Below are 19,574 nucleotides of genomic sequence, written 5' to 3' on the forward strand. Positions count from 1 at the left end.
GAGACTAATCATGTTGAACCTTAAAACTGTAATTTTTGTTCTTACTTTTACACCATTTATAGTGCTTTCTACCCAATTAACAGGTCGGGCTCAAGTCAGTTCTCCCAGTTTAGGGACAGCAGGATCTGTAAGCGGTGGTGGATCTACGGGTTCTGATAACAATCCCATTTCTGCTCCCAGTTTAGGGACAGCAGGATCTATGAGTGGTGGTGGATCTACAGGTTCTAATAGCGCTCCCAGTTTAGGGACAGCAGGATCCATGAGTGGTGGTGGATCTATAGGTTCCGATAACATTACCGTTATAGTTTCTACTAATAACTTACGGGAGTTAAGAAATGCTATTGGTCAACTAGTTTCTAGCGGTAGTGATTCTCTGTCACCGATTACTTTTTCATCCCTGAGAGCATCTTTAATTTCCGATGGTGTTTCCCCTGCGCATATTGAGCAGCTAATAGTTTCTTTTTCTAGGGTATTATCTCAGCTGGGTGTTCCTAATACCAATTTTTCTGCCAACAACTTAAATCCGGAAAAATTAGTAGCGAGCACAAAAATTTTCAAACCTACTGTGACTATAGCTCAAGATAGTCTTGCTGAAGGTGAAATAGCTTTAATTTTGGATTCTAACAACTTGACAGAGGCAATCAATATCTATAATAGAATCGTCCTAGAAAGTGATGATCCAACCATTATTAAGCTATCACGTAACCAAGACTTTCTCAAAATTAGTAAGATTCTCAAAACCCTTCGTTCAGGTATTATATAACTTGTTGATGATTGACTGAGAAATAATTTCTTTTTGTTTGAGCAAAGATTGTCAAATTAGATAGCGGGTAAATAATAGCTCGCTATCCTTTAATTTTGTAAAAACTTAATCAGTTCCTAAGTCTCAATTGTAAAAAAACGGTCAAGATATTTATATACCTAGTCAGCTCTCCGGGATTTTTAAAAATTGAGTGGTAGAAATTCCGGCGTTGCTGAATCATGGGATGATTTACCCAAATTTTCAACGATTTTTCAATGATTTCGGATGCCAGTTCATCCCGCAAATATGCAACACCGAAATTCCATATCAAGCATCTGTTACTCAAGCAAGAGGATAACCATGTTCAAAATCAAAACCTTGATTATTACATTGACTTTTTCACCTTTAATAGTTTTATTTCATCAGCTTACGAGTTTTGCCCAAGTTAGTTCACCTGATGCCAAGATGGTTGGAACTGCTAGTTCTACATCCGAGTCTGGCAAGATTCAAGAGAGTGCTACTGGTATTGACTCTAACCCAACTAATAATCAGGAAAAAATCACTCTTGTGGTTTCTGCTAATAACCTACGGGAGTTAAGAAATACCATCCAGGAATTGATTCCCAATAGTAGTGATTCTTTATCAGCAAGTGGCATTTTCTCCATCAGATCATCCTTAATCTCTGATGGAGTTTCACCCTTGTATACTGATACGCTATTAGGGTTATTTGTAAAAGTTCTATCCCAGTTAGATATTCCTGGGAATAATTTTTCTGCTACCAACTTAAATGGAGAAAAATTGGTAGCCAGTACAAATCTGGTTCAAGATCATCTTGCGGAGGGTGAAACAGCGTTAATTTTGGATTATGACAATTTGATGCAGGTGATTGACATTTATAACAAAATTGTTCTAGAAACTGACGACCCAACTATCATCAAGCTGTCACGTAATCCACATTTTCTCAAGATCAGCAAGATTCTGAAAACACTTAGAAGAGGTACTATATAATTTAATAATTCAGATAAGTGGGTTAGCGGTAAAGAACGTAGGTTGGGTTTCCTTCCTCAACCCAATATGTGTTTTACTAGTTATGGTAGAATGTTTTTAAAAATGGGCGATTGTAAAGCACTGTCTGTGGGGGAGACCGGGAATTAATTCCCGGTCTCAAAGCGCAAGTCGGTTGAAAACCGACTGGTTTTAGCGATCGCGCCTCAATTGCCACTATTCCATAAATCCCCAGTTTCTTCTCAAGGAAAAATCCTGAATTTGTTGAAGGGGGATCCTTTCAGGAATTGGGAGCGATGCTTGGCCCTCAACCGTCTTGTACCTATAATAAATACGCGATCGTGGGATCCCCTAAAAAGCGTTAGAAGGTGAGAAGAGCAATCATTTTTGTTAGAATGGGGATCTAAAACTTATCTCGAGATTCAACATGACCCAATCAACCATCAGTGAAGATCGCCTCGATCGCATTGAGCAAAAACTAGATCACTTGTCTAATACTGTAGATCACTTGTCTAATACTGTAGATCACTTGTCTAATACTGTAGATCAGTTGTCCAGCACTGTGGGAAAGCTATCCGCAGACAATGAGAAATTCAATGATCGTTTTAGTAACTATCAACAGGCCACCCAGTGGGTTGTGCAACTTGCCTTTACTTTGATTGCCAGTGCCACAATTACGATCATCATCACGTCGGTCTTACGAAAATAGAATTTTATCTTAAAAACTTAAAAACGATTTCCCTTAAGTTTCACTAAGAATTGTGTTCCTTTCTGGAGTCGGATGCGATCGCGGGATCCCCAAAAGCGATCGTTGTGAGACTGGCATTTAGTAATTGCGTCCCGATTTATTCTCGGAAGATATAAAGTCAATAAACGATCGCTGCTTTCATAATTATTAATTATTAAAACTATGCCTAAACACTTTAACACTGCTGGCCCATGCCAATCCGATATCCACTATATGCTATCTCCCACAGCGCGACTGCCTGAGTTGAAAGCCTTAATTGATGGACGCAATTACTTTATCATCCATGCCCCGCGACAAGTGGGCAAAACCACTGCTATGATAGCCCTTGCCCAGGAATTAACTGCGAGTGGCCACTATACTTCTGTGATGCTGTCCTTAGAGGTGGGGGCACCTTTTTCCCAGGATCCGCACAAAGCCGAGCAGTCTATTTTAGCGGAATGGCGACAGTCACTCCGCTTTCGGTTACCTCCAGATTTACAACCCACTGAATGGCCAGCGACGGAAAGTAGTTCTCAACTGAGCACCTTTTTGAGTAACTGGGCAGCAACGGCTGATCGTCCTTTAGCTGTTTTTCTGGATGAAATTGATGCACTTAGCGACGAAACATTAATATTTGTATTACGACAATTGCGTTCTGGTTTTCCTAATCGTCCTCACGGATTTCCCCATTCTTTGGGGTTAATTGGAATGCGAGATGTGCGGGATTATAAAGTAAAATCTGGGGGCAGTGAACGCCTAAATAGCGCCAGCCCTTTTAACATTAAAGCAGAGTCCTTAACCCTCTCTAATTTTAGTTTTGATGAAGTTCAAGAACTCTATTTACAACATACAGAAGCCACGGGACAAATCTTCACTCCCGAAGCGATTCATCATGCCTTTTATTTAACCGATGGACAACCCTGGTTAGTTAATGCTTTAGCTCGTCAAGCTACAACTGTTTTAGTAAAAGATGTCAATCAACCTATTACGATTGATGTGATTAAACAAGCTAAGGAAATCCTTATTCAGCGTCAAGATACCCATTTAGATAGCCTTGCGGAAAGACTGCGGGAAGATCGGGTTAAAGCGATTATTCAGCCTATATTAGCGGGATCAGACTTACCGGATACTCCAGAAGATGATCGCCGTTTTGTACTGGATTTAGGTTTACTGAAGCGTAGTTCTTTGGGTGGACTAACTATTGCCAATCCCATTTACCAGGAAGTGATTCCTCGCGTGTTATCTCAAGGTAGTCAGGATAGTTTGCCCCAAATTCAACCCAGTTGGTTAAACACCGACCATAGTTTAAATCCTGAAAAACTCTTAAATGCTTTTCTTGACTTCTGGCGACAACATGGAGAACCGTTACTGAAAAGTGTGCCCTACCACGAGATTGCCCCCCATCTGGTATTAATGGCATTCTTACACCGTATCGTGAATGGGGGCGGTACGTTAGAGCGAGAGTACGCGATCGGTTCGGGTCGCATGGATATTTGTTTACGCTATGGTGTGGTGGTGATGGGCATGGAACTGAAGGTGTGGAAACCTGGTAAGAAAGATCCACTCCCCCAGGGACTCCAACAGTTAGATAAATATTTGGCAGGACTAGGACTGGATACGGGTTGGTTAGTGATTTTTGATCGTCGCCCTGATTTACCCCCCATTGAAGAACGTACTACTACAGAAGAAGTGGTCAGTCCAGGGGGTAGAGCGATCATAGTGATTAGAGGTTAATATGTCAATTTAATTTTGAGTTTTATTATTTAAAAACCGACTCTCCGCTAACTGTCTTGATGCAGTTAGTGGAGTAATATTGTATTCTTTAGAAATTGCAAATACCTGTTTTAATGTATTATATATATTCCTCACTCTTGCCAAGGAACTTTCTTCACTTAGCCCTATCATGCCATCATAAACATGAATTAAACCTCCAGCGTTAATTACATAATCTGGACAATAGACTATATTTCTATCTACTAATAGCTGACTATCTAATTCCTCATTCTCCAGTTGGTTGTTGGCTGCTCCTGCAATAATTTTAGCTTGCAATTTGGGAATGGTACAACTATTAATGATCCCCCCTAAAGCACAGGGAGCAAATATATCAACATCTAATTCATAAATTTCTTCCACATCTACAATATTTACCGGATATAACTTCTCAACTTCTGCCAGTTTATGATTAGATATATCGCTGACAAAAATTTCCACTTCCTGGTGGGATAAAATTTCACAAAGGTTTTTACCCACTTTGCCTACTCCTTGAATAGCCACTTTTAAGCCTTGGAGATTTTTCTTCCCCCAGTAAAAATCTACTGCTGCTTTCATCCCCGCTTCTACTCCCACTGCGGTAGGATAGCTAGAACCACCGTATGTGGATATTAACCCAATCATATAGGGTGTTTTTTCACCTATTTTATGGGCATCTTCCCAGGAAATATTTACATCTTGTCCAGTAATAAAACTCCCTCCAAAACTATTGACAAAACTTCCATAGGCATTAAATAACTTATCGGTTTTCTGTTCGGGATCTGCTATGATTACTGCTTTACCACCACCGGAATATTGGCACAAGCTGCTTTATAGGTCATGGCATAACTCAAACGCAGGACATCTTTGAGAGCATCTTCTTCTGTGGAATATGGCAATAATCTTGTCCCCCCTAGGGCTACCCCCGAACCTAAATTAGTATTGTGGATGGCGACAATAGCTTTCAATCCTGATTCTTGGTCATAACAGAATGTTACTTGCTTGTGTCCCATTTCAGCAATTTTTAAAAATATTTCCATGGTATTTCCCTTACTCCTTATTGTGTTTTATTTCAAAGTTTGAGTAAATAGAGTTTTTAGTCTTTGTAAAGCTGGTGAAATATCATCTGCAGAAATTCTCACATCTAAAATGCTAAAATTTTCACTGTCTTTCGCTACACTCAAGGCTCTTCTTAGTTCTAATCCTGTATGAATTACAAAGCCATTGCCTCCTAAAACTTTAGCCAAATCAGCATAGTCAATTGTACTAATATTTACGAAGTCCGCATCCTCATGTCCCATGGCTCTTAAAGAAGCAAAAGAACCATTATTAATAATAATTACTATGGGGTTCATTCCCAGTCTTTTAGCTGTTAATAGTTCCATTCCTGTCATTTGGAATGCACCATCACCAACTAATGCCAACACCCGACGAAAGGGATCTGCTAATTGAGCACCTATTATTCCCGGAATGGCAAAACCCATGCTCGCATAAAAAGCGGGAGCTAAATAGCTTGTTCCTTGTTTGGTTTGAATATCATCTGCTGCAAATAAACTGTCTCCTACATCGGTAATAATTATGGTTTTATGATCAATAAATTGATTAATTTCATAAATTAATCCACCCATAGATATATTATCTATTTTTTCCTCTACTCGCGGGTGCATCCTATAAGTATTTGGGAATTGAAAATGTGGTAAATGGGGATTTTTTAATAGTCCCGCAATGAAGTCGGTAAATAAAATGTTCTGATATTCATGATGTTTAATAGCAATCCGTTCTGAGGTGGCAGATATGGTATGTTTTTGGTTAATATGGGCAGTAAACATTCCTAGGTTAATATCTGTCATGAATACCCCTAACATTAATAAACAGTCGGATTCTTCCACTATTTTGTTAATATTTTCGTCTCCCGCTTCACCATTGTAAATCCCTAGATATTGGGGATGGGTTTCTGGAAATACTGATTTTCCTAACATGGTGGCACAAATCGGTACGCCCAATTTTTCTGCAAGTGCTAACAGTTCTACTTGTAACCCAAAACGGTGTACTTCCACACCCGCTATAATTACTGGTGATTTGGCTTTTTCTAGTATTTCTAATGTCTCTGATACCGCCTCCTTTAAAGTATCTCTATCCGTGTGCTTTATTGGTACTCGTTCATACTCCGCCTCCGGTAACTCCGCAAATCAATACTATCTTTTTGTCCTTTATTCCATCCAAAAACAATAGCACCAATCTTATTTTCAATAAAGTACATCTGCCTAGAATAGTAAACGCCACAATTTGTCAGCTTTTTAGCTTCTGTGCAGAGGTACTCCAATATGGCTGTTATTGATTTATCGGACTTGATAAGAACTTGTTGGCATCCGTACATTGTTCGACCTTCAATGTTTGTTGATTTCAAAAAGACATCTCCGAAAAAGAATCAAAGTGTGATAAAATAATATGAAATGGTATTTTTGGCAACTTATTATGAGCAACATATCTGAATATATCCAGAATAATCCTCACGAATCACACCGTTTATTGGGTCTGAAGTATGAGCAGTTACAGCAACTTTTGGAAAAAGCCATAAAACTGCATCATCAGAAACAACAATTGGTTGAATCAAAAAAAACCCGAATTATTCAAGGCGGTGGAGGGCGCAAACCCAAATTATCACCGTCGGAGCAAATAATCTTAACATTAACATATTTACGGCAGTTAACAACATTTCAGCTACTAGGTATTCAATTTGGAGTAAGTGAAACAACTGCAAATGATATCTTTAACTATTGGTTGCCAATAATAGGAGAATTATTGCCACCAAGTTTGCTAGAACAGGTAAAAAAAAACTCCAGTGATTACGAAGTCGTTAAAGAAATATTAACAGAATTTGAGTTAATAGTGGATAGCTATGAACAGCCTATAGACAGACCTGGAGAGTACCAAGAACAAAAAAAATATTATTCAGGTAAAAAAGCCTGTCATACTAGAAAAAGTCAACTAATCGTTTTACCAAATGGTAAAGATATTGTTGATGTAGTAGCGGGTAAACCTGGTCCAAAAAGTGATGTAAATTTATTCCGTGAAACCAGAAATATATTTGATAAAAAACAAAAATTTAGTGGTGATAAAGCTTATCAAGGAGAGGAGTTAATGAAAACTCCGACAAAAAAACCTAAAAACCAAGAATTAACGTCTGAACAAAAAGAAAAAAATAAAGAGTTAGCTTCCGAACGAATTTTTGTTGAACATTTAATTCGTGTAGTGAAAATATTCAGAGTGGCACAAGAAAGATTTCGATTAAATTCAAGTAAGTATGAACAGGTAATCATGACTATTTGTGGACTTGTTCGTTTCCGAATGGGAACCTACTTATTTTAGTTATCAAGATTTGGACTTGGCTAAAAATAAATTATCTCACATAGGTGTTATCTTTTGGTTAATTCCCAACAAGAGGCATCTCTAACGCTTATTTTAGCATACCAGTCAGCTACTTTTGTATTGGGGTGTCTCACCTTAAAAAGTAGTATTGGTAACGCTTTGGCTATTTCCGGAGATGTCTAAAGTATAGTTGAGATATGATTTACTTGTCAATAGCAGCCACGAAACAATATGAAGACAACACTGGAATACAGAATAGGACATCACTCAAAAGGTAATGCAGTAGTGCATCTTGTATGGATACCTAAACGCCTTCGACAGATAATTTACGAACTAGCCAAAGAAAAAGACTGGGATATCCTCGCTCTTGAGGTTGCACCATGTTCATTTATTTGTAGAACATCAACCATGCTATAAATCAAGTGGTTAAAGCTTTTAAAGGACGGTCATCTTGCTTGTTAAGACGAAAATTTCCTGAATTACTTAAACTTCCTAGCCTATGGACTAATAGTTATTTTTATTCCACTGCTGGACAGGTTTCAGCAGATGTTATTAAAAGGTATATTGAAGATCCGCATCACGGTTAAATATCAAGGCGAATAAATTCGCCGTTGGCACTTCCTGTCTAAAGCCAAGTGGCTTCCGTGCCGGCGATTTTCTTGTGACTAAATCCTTGGATTTTCTGTGTATTCAGCTACATGTATAATGTTTTTTATTATCCTTGTTGTACAAGTTTCTAGCGGGATCATCCTCATTCTTGAGATACAAAGTTGAACCGGTTGACTTTGTTGCTAAAAGTGTAACCAAAGAAAATTTTTCTCCAGATCATGGCAAATTGTTAATTATCCAGATCCCAAAATGTTTTGTGGTTTGATTCACAAATTAACGTATTAATGTACCAGTAGCCGAGGAGTGCACGTCCAATGTCTAGGATATATAGAAATATTTCACTACCATCTGGGTTTCAGTTTAAGCAACTGGGGAAAATTGCCTATTTCAGTTTACTAATTTCCAGCATATTTACCTTACCAGCATCAGCTCAGGAAAAAGCTCAATTATGGCGCACATTAACTGTTAGTGGTAGCGGGGTAGAAACCATAGCCACCACTTTAACAAGAGTGAGTTTGGGCGTAGAAGTTCAGGGAAAAACTGCTCAAGAGGTCCAACAGGAAGCTGCTCGCAGATCCTCTGCGGTGGTGAATTTACTCAAGTCCCGTAAAGTTGAAAAGTTGGAAACTACCGGTGTCAGGCTTAATCCAGTCTATAGTTATACGAACAATATACAAAGAATTACTGGCTATGCTGCTAGTAACACGGTGAGTTTTCGCTTTTCTACTGACAAGGTTGGTTCCTTGTTAGATGAAGCGATCAAAACTGGAGCAAGCGAAATTAATGGTATTAGTTTTGTTGCTACGGATGAGGCTATTAATGAAGCACAAAAACAAGCTCTAAGAAAAGCAACCCAGGAGGCTAAAAAGCAAGCCGAAGCAGTTCTCAGCAGTTTAGGTTTCCAAACCAAAGAAATAATTAGCATTCAAATTAACAATGCTAGTGCACCTCCTCCACCTATGCTACAAAGATCCCAAATGGTTAAGGCTTCCGCTCCAGATGCAGTCACTCCTATAGTGGGTGGTGAACAACAAGTAGAAGCATCTGTAACTCTGCAAATTAGCTATTAGTTTATAGCTATCCATAATGGTTAAGCTACATACTGGTCACACTATTAAATTTATCTATAGCGTTTTGGCGAAAGGCATTTAAATGCTGCATAGTTGAGACCAAGTCTTAGGACCTACAACACCATCTACTGATAAATTACGCTGACTTTGAAAAGCCTTAATAGCTGTTTCAGTCAGCGCCCCAAATACGCCATCAACTCGCACATTATAGCCATTGGATATTAACAAACGCTGTAAGACTCTAATGGATAGACCAGAATCACCAAATCGGAGGGTTGGCATTTGAGGTCTATTGTATGCCAAGTAGTCTGTTGGGGTGGGTCTTCGTTTGGGTAGATTTGACCTGTCAGCCAATTGAAATTGTGGGGGTAATTGGCGCTTTTTTGTCCGTTTAGATGCTTGCTGCCATCTATAGCGATCCGGAATAGCCACGCGTCCCTCATTTTTGTCCATCAACCCTGTCCTAATGGTTCTGGATATAGCTATTTTTTCCGTGACTCCCACTGTCATGAATTCGGGAGCTGTAATCTTGGATGTAATGCCATGAGGTAATTGGGAAAAATGGCTATTTTTTGTCTTATATTGGGCATTTTCCGCTTTTAATAGCTGTTCATCTAGTAAATGGGGTAAATTCGTCTGTTTATAGTTGAATTCCCCCATAATCAGCATTCCAATTTCGGTCATTTCTGTTTATCTCATATTAAGGAACTTTTGAACTGAAAAAATGACTTAACAGATAGTTTACAGGACAAGTAACTGTGCATTCTCCATCCATGAGACTTTTTTTGGGTTAACCAAATTTATGGATGGAAATAAAATGCAAAGCCTAAAACCGTATATGCTGCCAATAATAAAGTGCCTTCTAACCAATTGGATTTGCCATCGGAACTAATGCTATTAGCAATTAAGACTGACACAGCTACTGCTACTAGTTCAAAAGGATTAAAGTCTAAATCCATTGGTTGTTTCATGACCCATCCGGATATTACTAGTACGGGTGCTACAAATAAGGCTATCTGCATGCTTGATCCAACAGCTACTGACAGTGAAAGATCCATTTTATTTTTCATGGCTACAGTTACTGCTGTGGCATGTTCCGCCGCGTTACCTATAATTGGCACTAATATCACCCCTGTAAATAATGCTGTCAGTCCTAGTTTAGATGTAGCTACTTCTAGTGAGTCCACTAATAGTTCTGATTCCAACGCTACCAATAAGGTACAAACTAATAAGACACCAGTCCACAATGCAATATTTGGTTTTTGATGGTTATTTTCCTCTTCTGTATCTGCTAAACCTACATCATATAAGTAAGCGTGGGTTTTCATAGAAAAAAGCAGTGTTAGTCCATAAACTAAAATGAGCACTACCGCTACAGCAATAGAAAGATTTTGTAGCACGTTCTCACTAATTCCTATAGAAGTATAATTCACTGCAGTTGGCAGTAAAATGGCTATTACCGCTAAATTCATTGAAGAAGCATTAACTCTTGCAACTACAGATTCAAAACTCTGCTCTTTATAACGTATTCCACCTAAAAACATTGAAAGCCCCATAACCAGAAGCAGGTTACCGATAATTGATCCCGTAATACTGGCTTTCACCACATCTATTAGTCCAGCATTTAGCGCGACTAGAGCTATAATTAATTCTGTGGCATTGCCAAAAGTGGCATTTAATAAACCTCCTAACACTGGACCCACAACCACTGCTATTTCTTCGGTGGCTGTGCCCATCCAAGCGGCTAATGGTAAAATTGCTAATCCAGCAGTGATAAATACTACCAATTCTCCCCACTCTAAGAAGTGTGCGGCTAGGGAAATAGGGATGAAAACTAGCAAAGTCAGGAAGATGATATTTTTAGTTGACATTATTCTAGTCGTTAGTTGGTTGGTTTCAATCGTCACACAATTATCATACAATCTTATTTATGCCATGTAAAATCCCATTGTTCTTTAAGTTTTTTTAAGATTGTTTCTCACATTGTTTATACCGGATTTTGGTAGCAAACAGGTGTAAAAATGTAAATATCAAGGTAAATATCGAGTCGATATCAAAGATTTTCCCTACAACCACAATTTTTCTCTAGGTTAAGAATATATGACATCCGCTGCTGAATCTTCAGTAAATCTTGCATCAACTCTCACTTTCCAGGTGGATGAGAATGACCAATCCACAGTTAGTTATGATCCCCTGACTAAACCCCATGGTGTGTATGTGACTGTCCATGGTCACTTCTATCAACCACCAAGGGAAAATCCCTATTTGGATGCTATTGAACGTCAACCTAGTGCTAGTCCTTTCCATGACTGGAATGAGCGTATTCATTGGGAATGTTATCGTCCTAATGCCTTTGCTAGAGTCTTAAATGACCGGGGTGAATTATTGGGGATCGTCAATAATTATGAGTACATGAGTTTTAATATCGGTCCAACTCTTATGTCTTGGTTGGAACGCTATGACATGGAAGTTTATCAAAGAATATTAGAGGCTGATATTAGGAGTAGTCAGAGGCTTAATGGTCATGGCAATGCTATTGCCCAAGTCTATAATCACATAATTATGCCTTTGGCAAATGAAAGGGATAAATACACTCAAATTCGCTGGGGTAAGGCGGACTTTAAATCTAGGTTTGGTCGGGATCCAGAAGGTATTTGGTTGGCGGAAACGGCTATAGATTATGCAACCATAGCAGCTTTGATCTCCGAAGGAATTAAGTTTATTATTCTTGCTCCTTCCCAAGCTCAACGCTGTCGTCCTTTCCCTACAGACCATGATCCCCATCCAGAATGGCATGAGGTGGGTGGTAGTCAAATTGATCCTACCCGTCCCTATCGTTGTTATTTAAAACCAGGTTTCCAAAACACTTCTTCACCTTTAAGTGTGAGTAAAATAACCTCCCTACAGAGTACGGATGAGTTGCCCTATATTGATATCTTTTTCTACGATGGACCTATATCACGGGATATGGGTTTTACTGATGTGGTTTATAGTTCTAGTCATTTTGCCGGGCGGGTGGGCGCTGCTATCCGTGGCGATCATCGTCTTGCTCAGTTAATATCTGTGGCTACTGATGGGGAAACTTTTGGACACCACAAAAAGGGAACTGAGAAAACTTTGGCATACGCTTTTATTGGTGAGTTCCCCCGTCATGGTTGGACTGTGACTAATTTCGCTCACTATTTAAGTTTATATCCCCCCACCTGGGAAGTGGAGTTAAAACCTGTCACAGCTTGGAGTTGCGCCCATGGTGTGGACCGCTGGCAAGATGATTGTGGTTGCGGTGGTGAAGGGGGTGTATGGCATCAAAAATGGCGTCGACCTCTACGTCAAGCTCTTAATTGGTTGCGAGATGAGTTAACTGCAGTCTATGAGGATCATGGTAGAAGGTTATTTCATGACCCCTGGTTGGCACGAGATGAATATATAGATATTCTCCGAGACCGCTCTACTGCTAATGTTCATCGTTTTCTCTCCCGTCATCAAACTCACAAACTTACTCCCAGTGAACAGGTGGATGCTTTGCGTTTATTGGAAATGCAGCGTCACTCCCTATTTATGTTTACCAGCTGCGGTTGGTTTTTTGAGGAGTTATCTAGACCGGAAGGAACTCAGATCCTTCGTTATGCTGCTCGCGCTCTGGAGTTGGCTGGTGATATTGCGGGTGTACAGCTGGAAAAGGGTTTCCTTAAACGCTTGAGTCTAGCTCCTAGTAATGTGGAACAGTTTAAACATGGTGGTGAAGTTTATCGTCAGTGCGTACTAACCGCTCAAATCGGATTCAAACAAGTTGCCGCTCACTATGCTATTACTTCTTTGTTTAATCATCACAATGGTGCTGTCCCTACCCAAGAGTCTAGAAAACACTTGGAAGGTCATCAAAAACGTGTTTATTGCTACACAGCTGATCAGTTAGATTATCAAATGCAGCGGATGGGATCCTTAACCATGGCAGTTGGTCACTTAAAGTTAGTGTCGGAAATTACATGGGAAAGTGAAAATCTGGTGTTTGCAGTTTTGCATTTGGGCGGTTGGGATTTCCACTGCTGTATACAGCAGTTTACCGGAAGACGAGATTATGGTCACCTCAAGGAAAATCTTTTGGCATCGCTACAACAAGCAAGTGCAGCTCATGCTATTGTTGTGATGACTAAGATGTTTGGCGAACAGGCGTTTAGTTTACAAAATCTTTTTGCAGAGGAACGCCACCGGATTATGCGCTTGCTCAGTCAGGAAACCTTAACTAGGTTAGACCAACTCTACACCCAAACCTATCGGGAAAATTATGGCGTAATTATGGCTTTTCATCGAGATGGTTTAACAGTTCCCCAAGAATTACAAGTAGCTGCTGAAATTGCTCTCGGTTATCGTTGTTTGACTATCTTGCGCTCTCTCGAACAGGATATTAATGAACCTCAGTTGAGTTATTCTCATGTCCTACAGTTACAGGCGATCGCCACGGAGGCAAAACATTTACGTTGTCAATTAAAAATTCCGGAAGGGAAACAAATTTTAGAACAATTAATTATGCGTCTGTTGTGGCAATTATTACATGGATCTGCGGGATACATGGATATTGCCAGACTAGAAAAGTTAATTGATGTTGGTAATGACTTAAATTTGGGTATCTCTTTGGATAAATCCCAGGAACTGTACTTTAGCTGTTTACACAGTCAAATTATCCCTCAATATCTCAATCAACTCAAGGACTCAGGGGAAGCTGCACAATACCGTCAGTTGCTCAAGCTGGGTGGTAAATTAGGTATTGATGTGACTATAGCTAGTTAAAAAATAGGGGGGATAAATCCCCCCTGTAATTAAACCAGTTAAACTGGTGAAAGAACTGGCTGATGCCAACGGCCCACAGCTTGACCAATTACGGAAAGTTCTTGCATTAACTGGTCGAACCTATCTGGTGTAATGGATTGAGGTCCATCAGAAAGAGCCTTAGCTGGGTTAGGATGGACTTCTATCATTAAAGAATCAGTACCAGCAGCAATTGCTGCCATAGCCATGGAAGGTACAAATTCTGCCCAACCCACACCATGGCTGGGATCAATCATTATTGGTAGATGGGTGAGTTTTCTTAATACTGGGACTACGGATAAATCCAGAGTGTTCCGTGTATATTGACGATCAAAGGTTCTAATTCCCCGCTCACACAAGATTACATTAGGGTTACCTGCTGCCAATATATACTCGGCGGCCATGAGCCAGTCTTCAATAGTTGCGGCCATACCACGTTTTAGTAACACTGGTTTTGACTGAGCTCCCACTTGTTTGAGTAGGGAGAAATTCTGCATATTTCTGGCTCCAACCTGAATCACATCAGCAACTTGGGCGATTTTCTCCAAATCTGCACCATCCATTACCTCAGTAATAATTCCTAATCCACTGACCTCCCGTGCTTTTGCCAATAACTCTAAAGCACTTTCACCATGTCCTTGAAAAGCGTATGGTGAGGTACGGGGTTTATATGCTCCACCCCGCAAAAACTTGGCACCGCCAACTTTCACTCTCAAAGCAGTTTCCACAATCATAGCTTCATTTTCCACAGAACATGGTCCTGCTACTACTACTATGGGATGATGTTCACCAAACACCACATTTCCGTTGGGAGTGGTGACTACCACTTCTGAAGCTTCACCATGACGAAATTGCCTACTAGCTCTTTTATAAGGTACTTCTACCCTTAAAACCTGTTCTATCCATGGACTAAGTTCTTGAATTTGTAACGGGTCTAAATCTGCTGTTTCTCCTACTAGACCTATTACTACCTTGTGTTTACCAATGATTTTTTCTGGTGTTAAACCCCATCCAGTTAGATCTGAACTTAAACGGTCTATTTCCACCTTTGGGGAACCTACTTTCATGACAATGATCATTTTAACAGCCCCGTATTTCAACTATTATTGACTTATACATTTGGTATTAATACCATTTAGGCGCAGGCGAATGGGAGCATTGTTGCGTCAGGCACCGTCCAGATACCTGATCGCGGTTGGTCTAACCCTTCTTTTTTCGAGTTTCGCGCCAGACTTCAACCATTCTACTCCAATTGGTGCCAAATTCACCTACACCCAGTAAAGTACCCGGATTATCCTCATCCCAGGAAGCAGAAAGCACACCGTAAGTTATTCCCAACACTCCCAACCCGAACAGTCCCATATTTACCAGTAACACCGCAATGGGGGGTAGTTGAACGTGAGCATAACTAACCAACAAATAGCTGACCACCAGGGTGCCAATACCTAAACCTGTAGGTATGCCAGAAAAGGTTGCCACTCTGCGAATCATTCTTTGGCTTACTACTTGGGGAATCGCCATTTCCTCTTTAGTAAAGGGGGGTTGGTCGGGCAATTTTTGTGGCGATTCCTCTGTCTTTACTACTGGTTTGCTAAAGACCTTTGAAGGTTTTTGACGCTTTTTGTTCGGTTCAAATGGTAGACGACTGGGTTCTGATTCTTGAGCAGACATAATTGGTAGTTCCTAACCACGAATACCAAGACGTGAAATCAGGGATTGATATTTATCCGAGTTGTTCTTTTGGATATAATTCAAAAGTCTTTTACGTTCACCAATCATCTTTAATAGTCCCCTACGAGATGAGTGGTCTTTTTTGTTTGCTTGCAGGTGCTGACTAAGACGATTAATTCGTTCAGTGAGCATAGCAACCTGAACATCGGCAGATCCGGTGTCAGTTTCGTGTACTTGGAATCCAGAGATCAGTTCTTGTTTGCGCAGTTGCGTCAGGGCCATGATTGATTAAACTTTTATTTTTTCAAGTGTATGCATCAGTCACCTATAATATCACAGCAATTAGAGTAATTGCTAGAGGTGCCAAAAGGGAGAATTTTTAAGGTGGTTAAGGTAGCTATTGTTATTATATACCATTTTATCATTCTGTCTGAAAATACGGAAAGAAAAAAATATCAGTAAAAAAGCGGGCATTTTGCCCGCACATTGTCGTTAAGATGAGATGTGGTAGAAAATTCTAGTTTTGTCCACAATCAAACGGGCATTCAGGCGTTAAATAAGACTTAAGAACCCCGTTTGCATTAAATAGGAGGTATAAGTTATTAACAATTGAGAATCGATTTGAGGACAAATAATTGAGCTTCCCTTTAGTGCAGCTAGGGTTTCCTCGCAACTAATTACTGGTCTTCTTGACTGCAAATACAAATCAGGAATGGTAATTTTCTCTTTAGACCACCGCTCTAATAAAAATGGTTTAAGAGTATAGAGTGGATTTTCTTGATCTGTTATGTTAGCTAGTTTGTTCTGCCACTCTTCATAACTAATCATTTCTAGCTTAAAGCCAAAGGTGCGAATCCATTCCACTAAAGATTTTAAAGAAGCAGGTTGGGGATGTTGTAAATGGAAAGCCTTACCAATAGATGTTTCTTCTCTTGATAGGTAAACAACAGCTTTGCTTACGTAGTCTACAGGAGACATGTCTAACATATAGTCCACATCTGGAAAACACCCCATCTGTAAACAACCTTTAATCATTAGGTTGATGAAATCGTGGGTGTTACAAATCCCTGTCTTACTATCCCCAGCAATTAAGGGTGGTCTATAAATCGTTACTGGTAGTCCGCGATCGCGGGCAATTTTGACTAGTTTTTCTGCTACCCATTTTGTTTGAGAATAACCCAAGAAAATACCTTGCCAATCGTCAAAGCTATCTTGTTCACTTACTACTTTACCTGCATAAACACTTGATTCAAATACAGCGACGCTGGAAACATAGTGTACAGGTTTAACTTTAGTTTGACAAGCCAGTCTTAGCACTTCCTGAGTACCTAAAACATTTGCTGACTTTAGAGCAGAATAGGGATAGACATAATTTAGTAATGCCCCACTGTGATAAATAGTATCTACGTTAGCAGCTAACTGGTCAAATTCTTCCTTGGTAATTCCTAAAAGTGGTAGGGACAAATCACCAACAACTGGGACAAGTCGCTTCAGGTACTGCTCCTGATATTGATCCTCCCAAATTCCATATTGTTGGAGATTATGGATGAGTTTATCTTGTGCTTCATTCACATTTTTAGCCCGTACCAAACAGTAAATATTGGCTTGGGTTTCTGCTAATAATTCCTTAATAATAAAAGCCCCTAAATAACCAGTTGCTCCGGTTATCAAGATATTTTTTGGATTAGCGAGAGGAACCATATAACTACCCACCGGTTGAATGGTAGAGTCCAGAACTGCTTCCGCGCCTAAATCCAAAAATGGGATGGGAATATCCACATTATTACCCTGATTATCTGGTTGAGAACCTCCAGCTTTTTCTTCTGATAAACGTTGAGCCAGTGTGGCAATAGTCGGGTAGTGCCATAATAAAACTGGAGATGGTTTAAAACCAAGTAAATCTTCCAACTTACTAATTATAACCATAGCTTGAGCAGAATCCAAGCCATAATTTTCCAAATGTTCATCCACATCAATTTCTTGAGATGTTTTCCCTAGTAACTCTGCCAAGTTATGCACCATAAAAGATTGAATTTCCTCTGAACTATAGGTAGTTAGCGTGTTTGTTAAACTCATTTTTTCATCTCCAATATGGGTTGAACAGGTTGATATTGACTGTAAAAACTAGAAAGGTGTAAACCTTGAAACCTCAAGGACTGAATTCGATATAAAAAGGCAGTTCCTACCATGATGTGATGAGCAATATCTACCACATGGCGGTTGTCAGGTTCAGCTAAATAAGTAGCCTTTACCCAGTCATTAAAACTACCCATAGCTGGACCACACCAAATTTGATAATCTGTTTCTCTTCCCTTCTCTCCACTACTAGACCATCGAGAAGATAAACCCAAATACCAGCGGAAAATCAATGCCATTTTTAACTTAGAATTATTGACAGCCTTGCCCAGTTTTTCGGGATTTTTTTGAGATAAATAGGCAGCGGTTCCCTCCCAAACTTCAGCAATACTTTTACGAAAGATTTGTTTTTCTAATTTCTCCCTTTCGGCTAAAGGAATATCTTCAATGGATTCGTAATTACGGTATAATTCATAGAGTTTTTGTGCCCGCATGGGAAACATCGTCCCCCGTTTTAAGACCTGTAATTTGACTCCCATTTCAAACATATCCGCAGCAGGAGCCATCATCACATCCGCCATTTCTGCTTGGGCCAACAATTTTTTTGTGTATTCACAAGCTCCTGATTCAACACAGGATTGATTAATAGAACCAGTAACAATATATCCAGCTCCCATGACAAAAGCTGCCAAGGCTGATTCCGGCGTACCAATTCCCCCAGCTACCCCGATTCTAATTATTTTATCATAATTATATTTAGCTTGAATTTCATTCCTTAAACTAATAATAGAAGGGAGTAGACATACCAGGGGACGATTATCTGTATGACCTCCAGAATCTGCTTCCACAGTAATATCATCAGCCATAGGAACTTTACTTGCTAAGTGAGCTTGTAGTTCCGTAATTAGATTTTGTGCTAGTAATTCCTTGATCATTCTTTCAGGAGGTGGTTGCATAAATTTGGTGGCAACTTCTCGGCGAGAAATTTTGGCAATTACTTTATTTTTGATTTGAATTTGGTGATTAGCATCTAAACTTAAACCAGCAATTCGATAATAAACAATATTGGGAGTTAGATCTAAAAATGCCGAAGCTTCAACCGTGTGAACTGCATATTTTAAGTATAATTCTACAGCCCGTCTTTCTATTTTTGGTTCGTTAGGACTGTGAATTAGGTTGAAACAATAGGGACCGTTAGGTAGAGCAGCTTGTATTTTTTGAATAGCTATTTCCAGTCTTTCTGGTGACAGTCCGCCCGAACCAAAGGAACCCAAAAGTCTTTGCTGGCCTAAAGCAATTATCATCTCTTCTGATGCTATTCCCCCCGCCATAGCACCTGTCATATAGGCACATTTAACATTGTGGATTTTCAAAAAAGTGGGATCACCAAATTGTTCTACTGTTAATGGTGGCAATGATACTAATAGCTGGTTGGGTTCCGATGGAATATTATAATTTGAGGTTATATAGCCATCATTACTAACACCTATTTCACCTGCTACTTTAAGAATATGACAGGGTTTTTCTAGGGTTAGCAATTTTTGCTTGATGGCAGTTTGCTCAAATTCAACGCAGTCTGTTGAACCTTTCCAGTTGTGGTTATGATGGGGAGCGGTTTTTAAAAATGCTAGTCCGTTGTTTGGTTTGTTCAGTACCGTATTAAATGTTGTCACGGTAATTTTTTCCTTAATTAATGGGCAATTTATGACATATAGATGGGGATAGTTCATAGTCTGGGTTATAATCCAGA

General features: G+C 39.6%; 17 protein-coding genes and 1 pseudogene. 8 read left to right on the forward strand and 10 right to left on the reverse strand.

Going from position 1 to position 19,574, the window contains the following annotated elements:
• Positions 1-10 precede the first annotated feature (10 nt).
• The 4 genes from C6N34_RS10135 (at position 11) to C6N34_RS10150 (ending at position 4,208) form a co-directional block, all read left to right on the forward strand.
• Positions 11-763: a hypothetical protein gene (locus tag C6N34_RS10135; protein ID WP_006277795.1), complete on the forward strand. Its 753-nt coding sequence runs from the start codon at positions 11-13 to the stop codon at positions 761-763.
• A 339-nt stretch (positions 764-1,102) separates the two neighbouring features.
• The gene (locus tag C6N34_RS10140) at positions 1,103-1,750 is read left to right on the forward strand and encodes a hypothetical protein (protein WP_115538046.1); all 648 of its coding nucleotides are present in this window, start codon (positions 1,103-1,105) and stop codon (positions 1,748-1,750) included.
• Positions 1,751-2,174: 424 nt separating this feature from the next.
• A complete protein-coding gene (locus tag C6N34_RS10145; RefSeq protein ID WP_115538045.1) occupies positions 2,175-2,456 on the forward strand; it encodes a hypothetical protein in 282 nt (93 codons plus the stop codon).
• A gap of 201 nt (positions 2,457-2,657) precedes the next feature.
• Entirely contained in the window at positions 2,658-4,208 is a 1,551-nt protein-coding gene (locus tag C6N34_RS10150; RefSeq protein ID WP_057178984.1) for an AAA-like domain-containing protein, read from the forward strand.
• Between the two features lie 9 nt (positions 4,209-4,217).
• Here the strand turns inward: C6N34_RS10150 and C6N34_RS10155 are convergent, their stop codons facing one another.
• From C6N34_RS10155 to C6N34_RS10160, 3 genes are read right to left on the reverse strand one after another with little or no spacing between them, the layout of a single operon-like run.
• A complete protein-coding gene (locus C6N34_RS10155) occupies positions 4,218-5,048 on the reverse strand; it encodes a Glu/Leu/Phe/Val dehydrogenase family protein (RefSeq protein WP_329606404.1) in 831 nt (276 codons plus the stop codon).
• On the reverse strand, positions 5,015-5,263 hold the full coding sequence (locus C6N34_RS17120; RefSeq protein WP_329606405.1) for a Glu/Leu/Phe/Val dehydrogenase dimerization domain-containing protein: 249 nt from the start codon (positions 5,261-5,263) through the stop codon (positions 5,015-5,017). The genes C6N34_RS10155 and C6N34_RS17120 overlap by 34 nt, the downstream gene beginning before the upstream one ends.
• A 27-nt stretch (positions 5,264-5,290) precedes the next feature.
• Entirely contained in the window at positions 5,291-6,280 is a 990-nt protein-coding gene (locus tag C6N34_RS10160; protein ID WP_236106997.1) for a thiamine pyrophosphate-dependent enzyme, read from the reverse strand.
• Positions 6,281-6,698: 418 nt separating this feature from the next.
• Between C6N34_RS10160 and C6N34_RS10165 the strand changes: the two genes are divergently transcribed.
• The 3 genes and pseudogenes from C6N34_RS10165 to C6N34_RS10175 all read left to right on the forward strand — a co-directional run bounded on the left by C6N34_RS10165 (position 6,699) and on the right by C6N34_RS10175 (position 9,271).
• Complete coding sequence (locus C6N34_RS10165) at positions 6,699-7,592, forward strand: transposase family protein (protein ID WP_057178093.1); 894 nt, start codon at positions 6,699-6,701, stop codon at positions 7,590-7,592.
• A gap of 231 nt (positions 7,593-7,823) precedes the next feature.
• A pseudogene (gene tnpA, locus C6N34_RS10170) lies at positions 7,824-8,179 on the forward strand (IS200/IS605 family transposase).
• Between the two features lie 336 nt (positions 8,180-8,515).
• Positions 8,516-9,271 carry an SIMPL domain-containing protein gene (locus C6N34_RS10175; RefSeq protein ID WP_115539053.1) on the forward strand — a complete coding sequence of 252 codons (756 nt, stop codon included), beginning with the start codon at positions 8,516-8,518 and terminating at the stop codon, positions 9,269-9,271.
• 78 nt (positions 9,272-9,349) lie between these two features.
• Here C6N34_RS10175 and C6N34_RS10180 read toward each other — a convergent pair whose 3' ends face one another.
• Positions 9,350-9,955 carry a peptidoglycan-binding domain-containing protein gene (locus tag C6N34_RS10180; protein WP_057177844.1) on the reverse strand — a complete coding sequence of 202 codons (606 nt, stop codon included), beginning with the start codon at positions 9,953-9,955 and terminating at the stop codon, positions 9,350-9,352.
• A 116-nt stretch (positions 9,956-10,071) separates the two neighbouring features.
• Complete coding sequence (gene cax, locus C6N34_RS10185) at positions 10,072-11,142, reverse strand: calcium/proton exchanger (protein ID WP_006277785.1); 1,071 nt, start codon at positions 11,140-11,142, stop codon at positions 10,072-10,074.
• 229 nt (positions 11,143-11,371) lie between these two features.
• Here cax and C6N34_RS10190 point away from each other — a divergent pair, with 229 nt between their 5' ends.
• Positions 11,372-14,059: a DUF3536 domain-containing protein gene (locus tag C6N34_RS10190; protein ID WP_115539052.1), complete on the forward strand. Its 2,688-nt coding sequence runs from the start codon at positions 11,372-11,374 to the stop codon at positions 14,057-14,059.
• Between the two features lie 38 nt (positions 14,060-14,097).
• Here C6N34_RS10190 and aroF read toward each other — a convergent pair whose 3' ends face one another.
• From aroF to C6N34_RS10215, 5 genes are all read right to left on the reverse strand, one after another.
• Positions 14,098-15,156, reverse strand: a complete 1,059-nt coding sequence (aroF, locus tag C6N34_RS10195; RefSeq protein WP_006277782.1) for a 3-deoxy-7-phosphoheptulonate synthase — start codon at positions 15,154-15,156, stop codon at positions 14,098-14,100.
• Between the two features lie 121 nt (positions 15,157-15,277).
• Positions 15,278-15,748 carry a PAM68 family protein gene (locus C6N34_RS10200; RefSeq protein WP_006277781.1) on the reverse strand — a complete coding sequence of 157 codons (471 nt, stop codon included), beginning with the start codon at positions 15,746-15,748 and terminating at the stop codon, positions 15,278-15,280.
• A gap of 12 nt (positions 15,749-15,760) precedes the next feature.
• On the reverse strand, positions 15,761-16,030 hold the full coding sequence (gene rpsO / locus C6N34_RS10205; protein ID WP_006277779.1) for a 30S ribosomal protein S15: 270 nt from the start codon (positions 16,028-16,030) through the stop codon (positions 15,761-15,763).
• A gap of 270 nt (positions 16,031-16,300) precedes the next feature.
• Positions 16,301-17,824: a thioester reductase domain-containing protein gene (locus tag C6N34_RS10210; protein WP_057177846.1), complete on the reverse strand. Its 1,524-nt coding sequence runs from the start codon at positions 17,822-17,824 to the stop codon at positions 16,301-16,303.
• On the reverse strand, positions 17,821-19,497 hold the full coding sequence (locus tag C6N34_RS10215; protein ID WP_115539051.1) for a PfaD family polyunsaturated fatty acid/polyketide biosynthesis protein: 1,677 nt from the start codon (positions 19,495-19,497) through the stop codon (positions 17,821-17,823). The genes C6N34_RS10210 and C6N34_RS10215 overlap by 4 nt, the downstream gene beginning before the upstream one ends.
• Between the last annotated feature and the right edge of the window lie 77 nt (positions 19,498-19,574).

Source organism: Cylindrospermopsis raciborskii Cr2010, from assembly GCF_003367075.2.
GTDB classification, from domain to species: Bacteria; Cyanobacteriota; Cyanobacteriia; order Cyanobacteriales; family Nostocaceae; genus Raphidiopsis; species Raphidiopsis raciborskii.

Coding starts and splice junctions, on each gene's coding strand:
- C6N34_RS10210 (WP_057177846.1), bottom strand. CDS start 17,824: ATGAGTTTAACAAACACGCTAACTACCTATAGTTCAGAGGAAATTCAA.
- C6N34_RS10180 (WP_057177844.1), bottom strand. CDS start 9,955: ATGACCGAAATTGGAATGCTGATTATGGGGGAATTCAACTATAAACAG.
- C6N34_RS10145 (WP_115538045.1), top strand. CDS start 2,175: ATGACCCAATCAACCATCAGTGAAGATCGCCTCGATCGCATTGAGCAA.
- C6N34_RS10200 (WP_006277781.1), bottom strand. CDS start 15,748: ATGTCTGCTCAAGAATCAGAACCCAGTCGTCTACCATTTGAACCGAAC.
- C6N34_RS10190 (WP_115539052.1), top strand. CDS start 11,372: ATGACATCCGCTGCTGAATCTTCAGTAAATCTTGCATCAACTCTCACT.
- C6N34_RS10150 (WP_057178984.1), top strand. CDS start 2,658: ATGCCTAAACACTTTAACACTGCTGGCCCATGCCAATCCGATATCCAC.
- C6N34_RS10165 (WP_057178093.1), top strand. CDS start 6,699: ATGAGCAACATATCTGAATATATCCAGAATAATCCTCACGAATCACAC.
- C6N34_RS17120 (WP_329606405.1), bottom strand. CDS start 5,263: ATGGAAATATTTTTAAAAATTGCTGAAATGGGACACAAGCAAGTAACA.
- rpsO (WP_006277779.1), bottom strand. CDS start 16,030: ATGGCCCTGACGCAACTGCGCAAACAAGAACTGATCTCTGGATTCCAA.
- C6N34_RS10140 (WP_115538046.1), top strand. CDS start 1,103: ATGTTCAAAATCAAAACCTTGATTATTACATTGACTTTTTCACCTTTA.
- C6N34_RS10175 (WP_115539053.1), top strand. CDS start 8,516: ATGTCTAGGATATATAGAAATATTTCACTACCATCTGGGTTTCAGTTT.
- aroF (WP_006277782.1), bottom strand. CDS start 15,156: ATGATCATTGTCATGAAAGTAGGTTCCCCAAAGGTGGAAATAGACCGT.
- C6N34_RS10135 (WP_006277795.1), top strand. CDS start 11: ATGTTGAACCTTAAAACTGTAATTTTTGTTCTTACTTTTACACCATTT.
- cax (WP_006277785.1), bottom strand. CDS start 11,142: ATGTCAACTAAAAATATCATCTTCCTGACTTTGCTAGTTTTCATCCCT.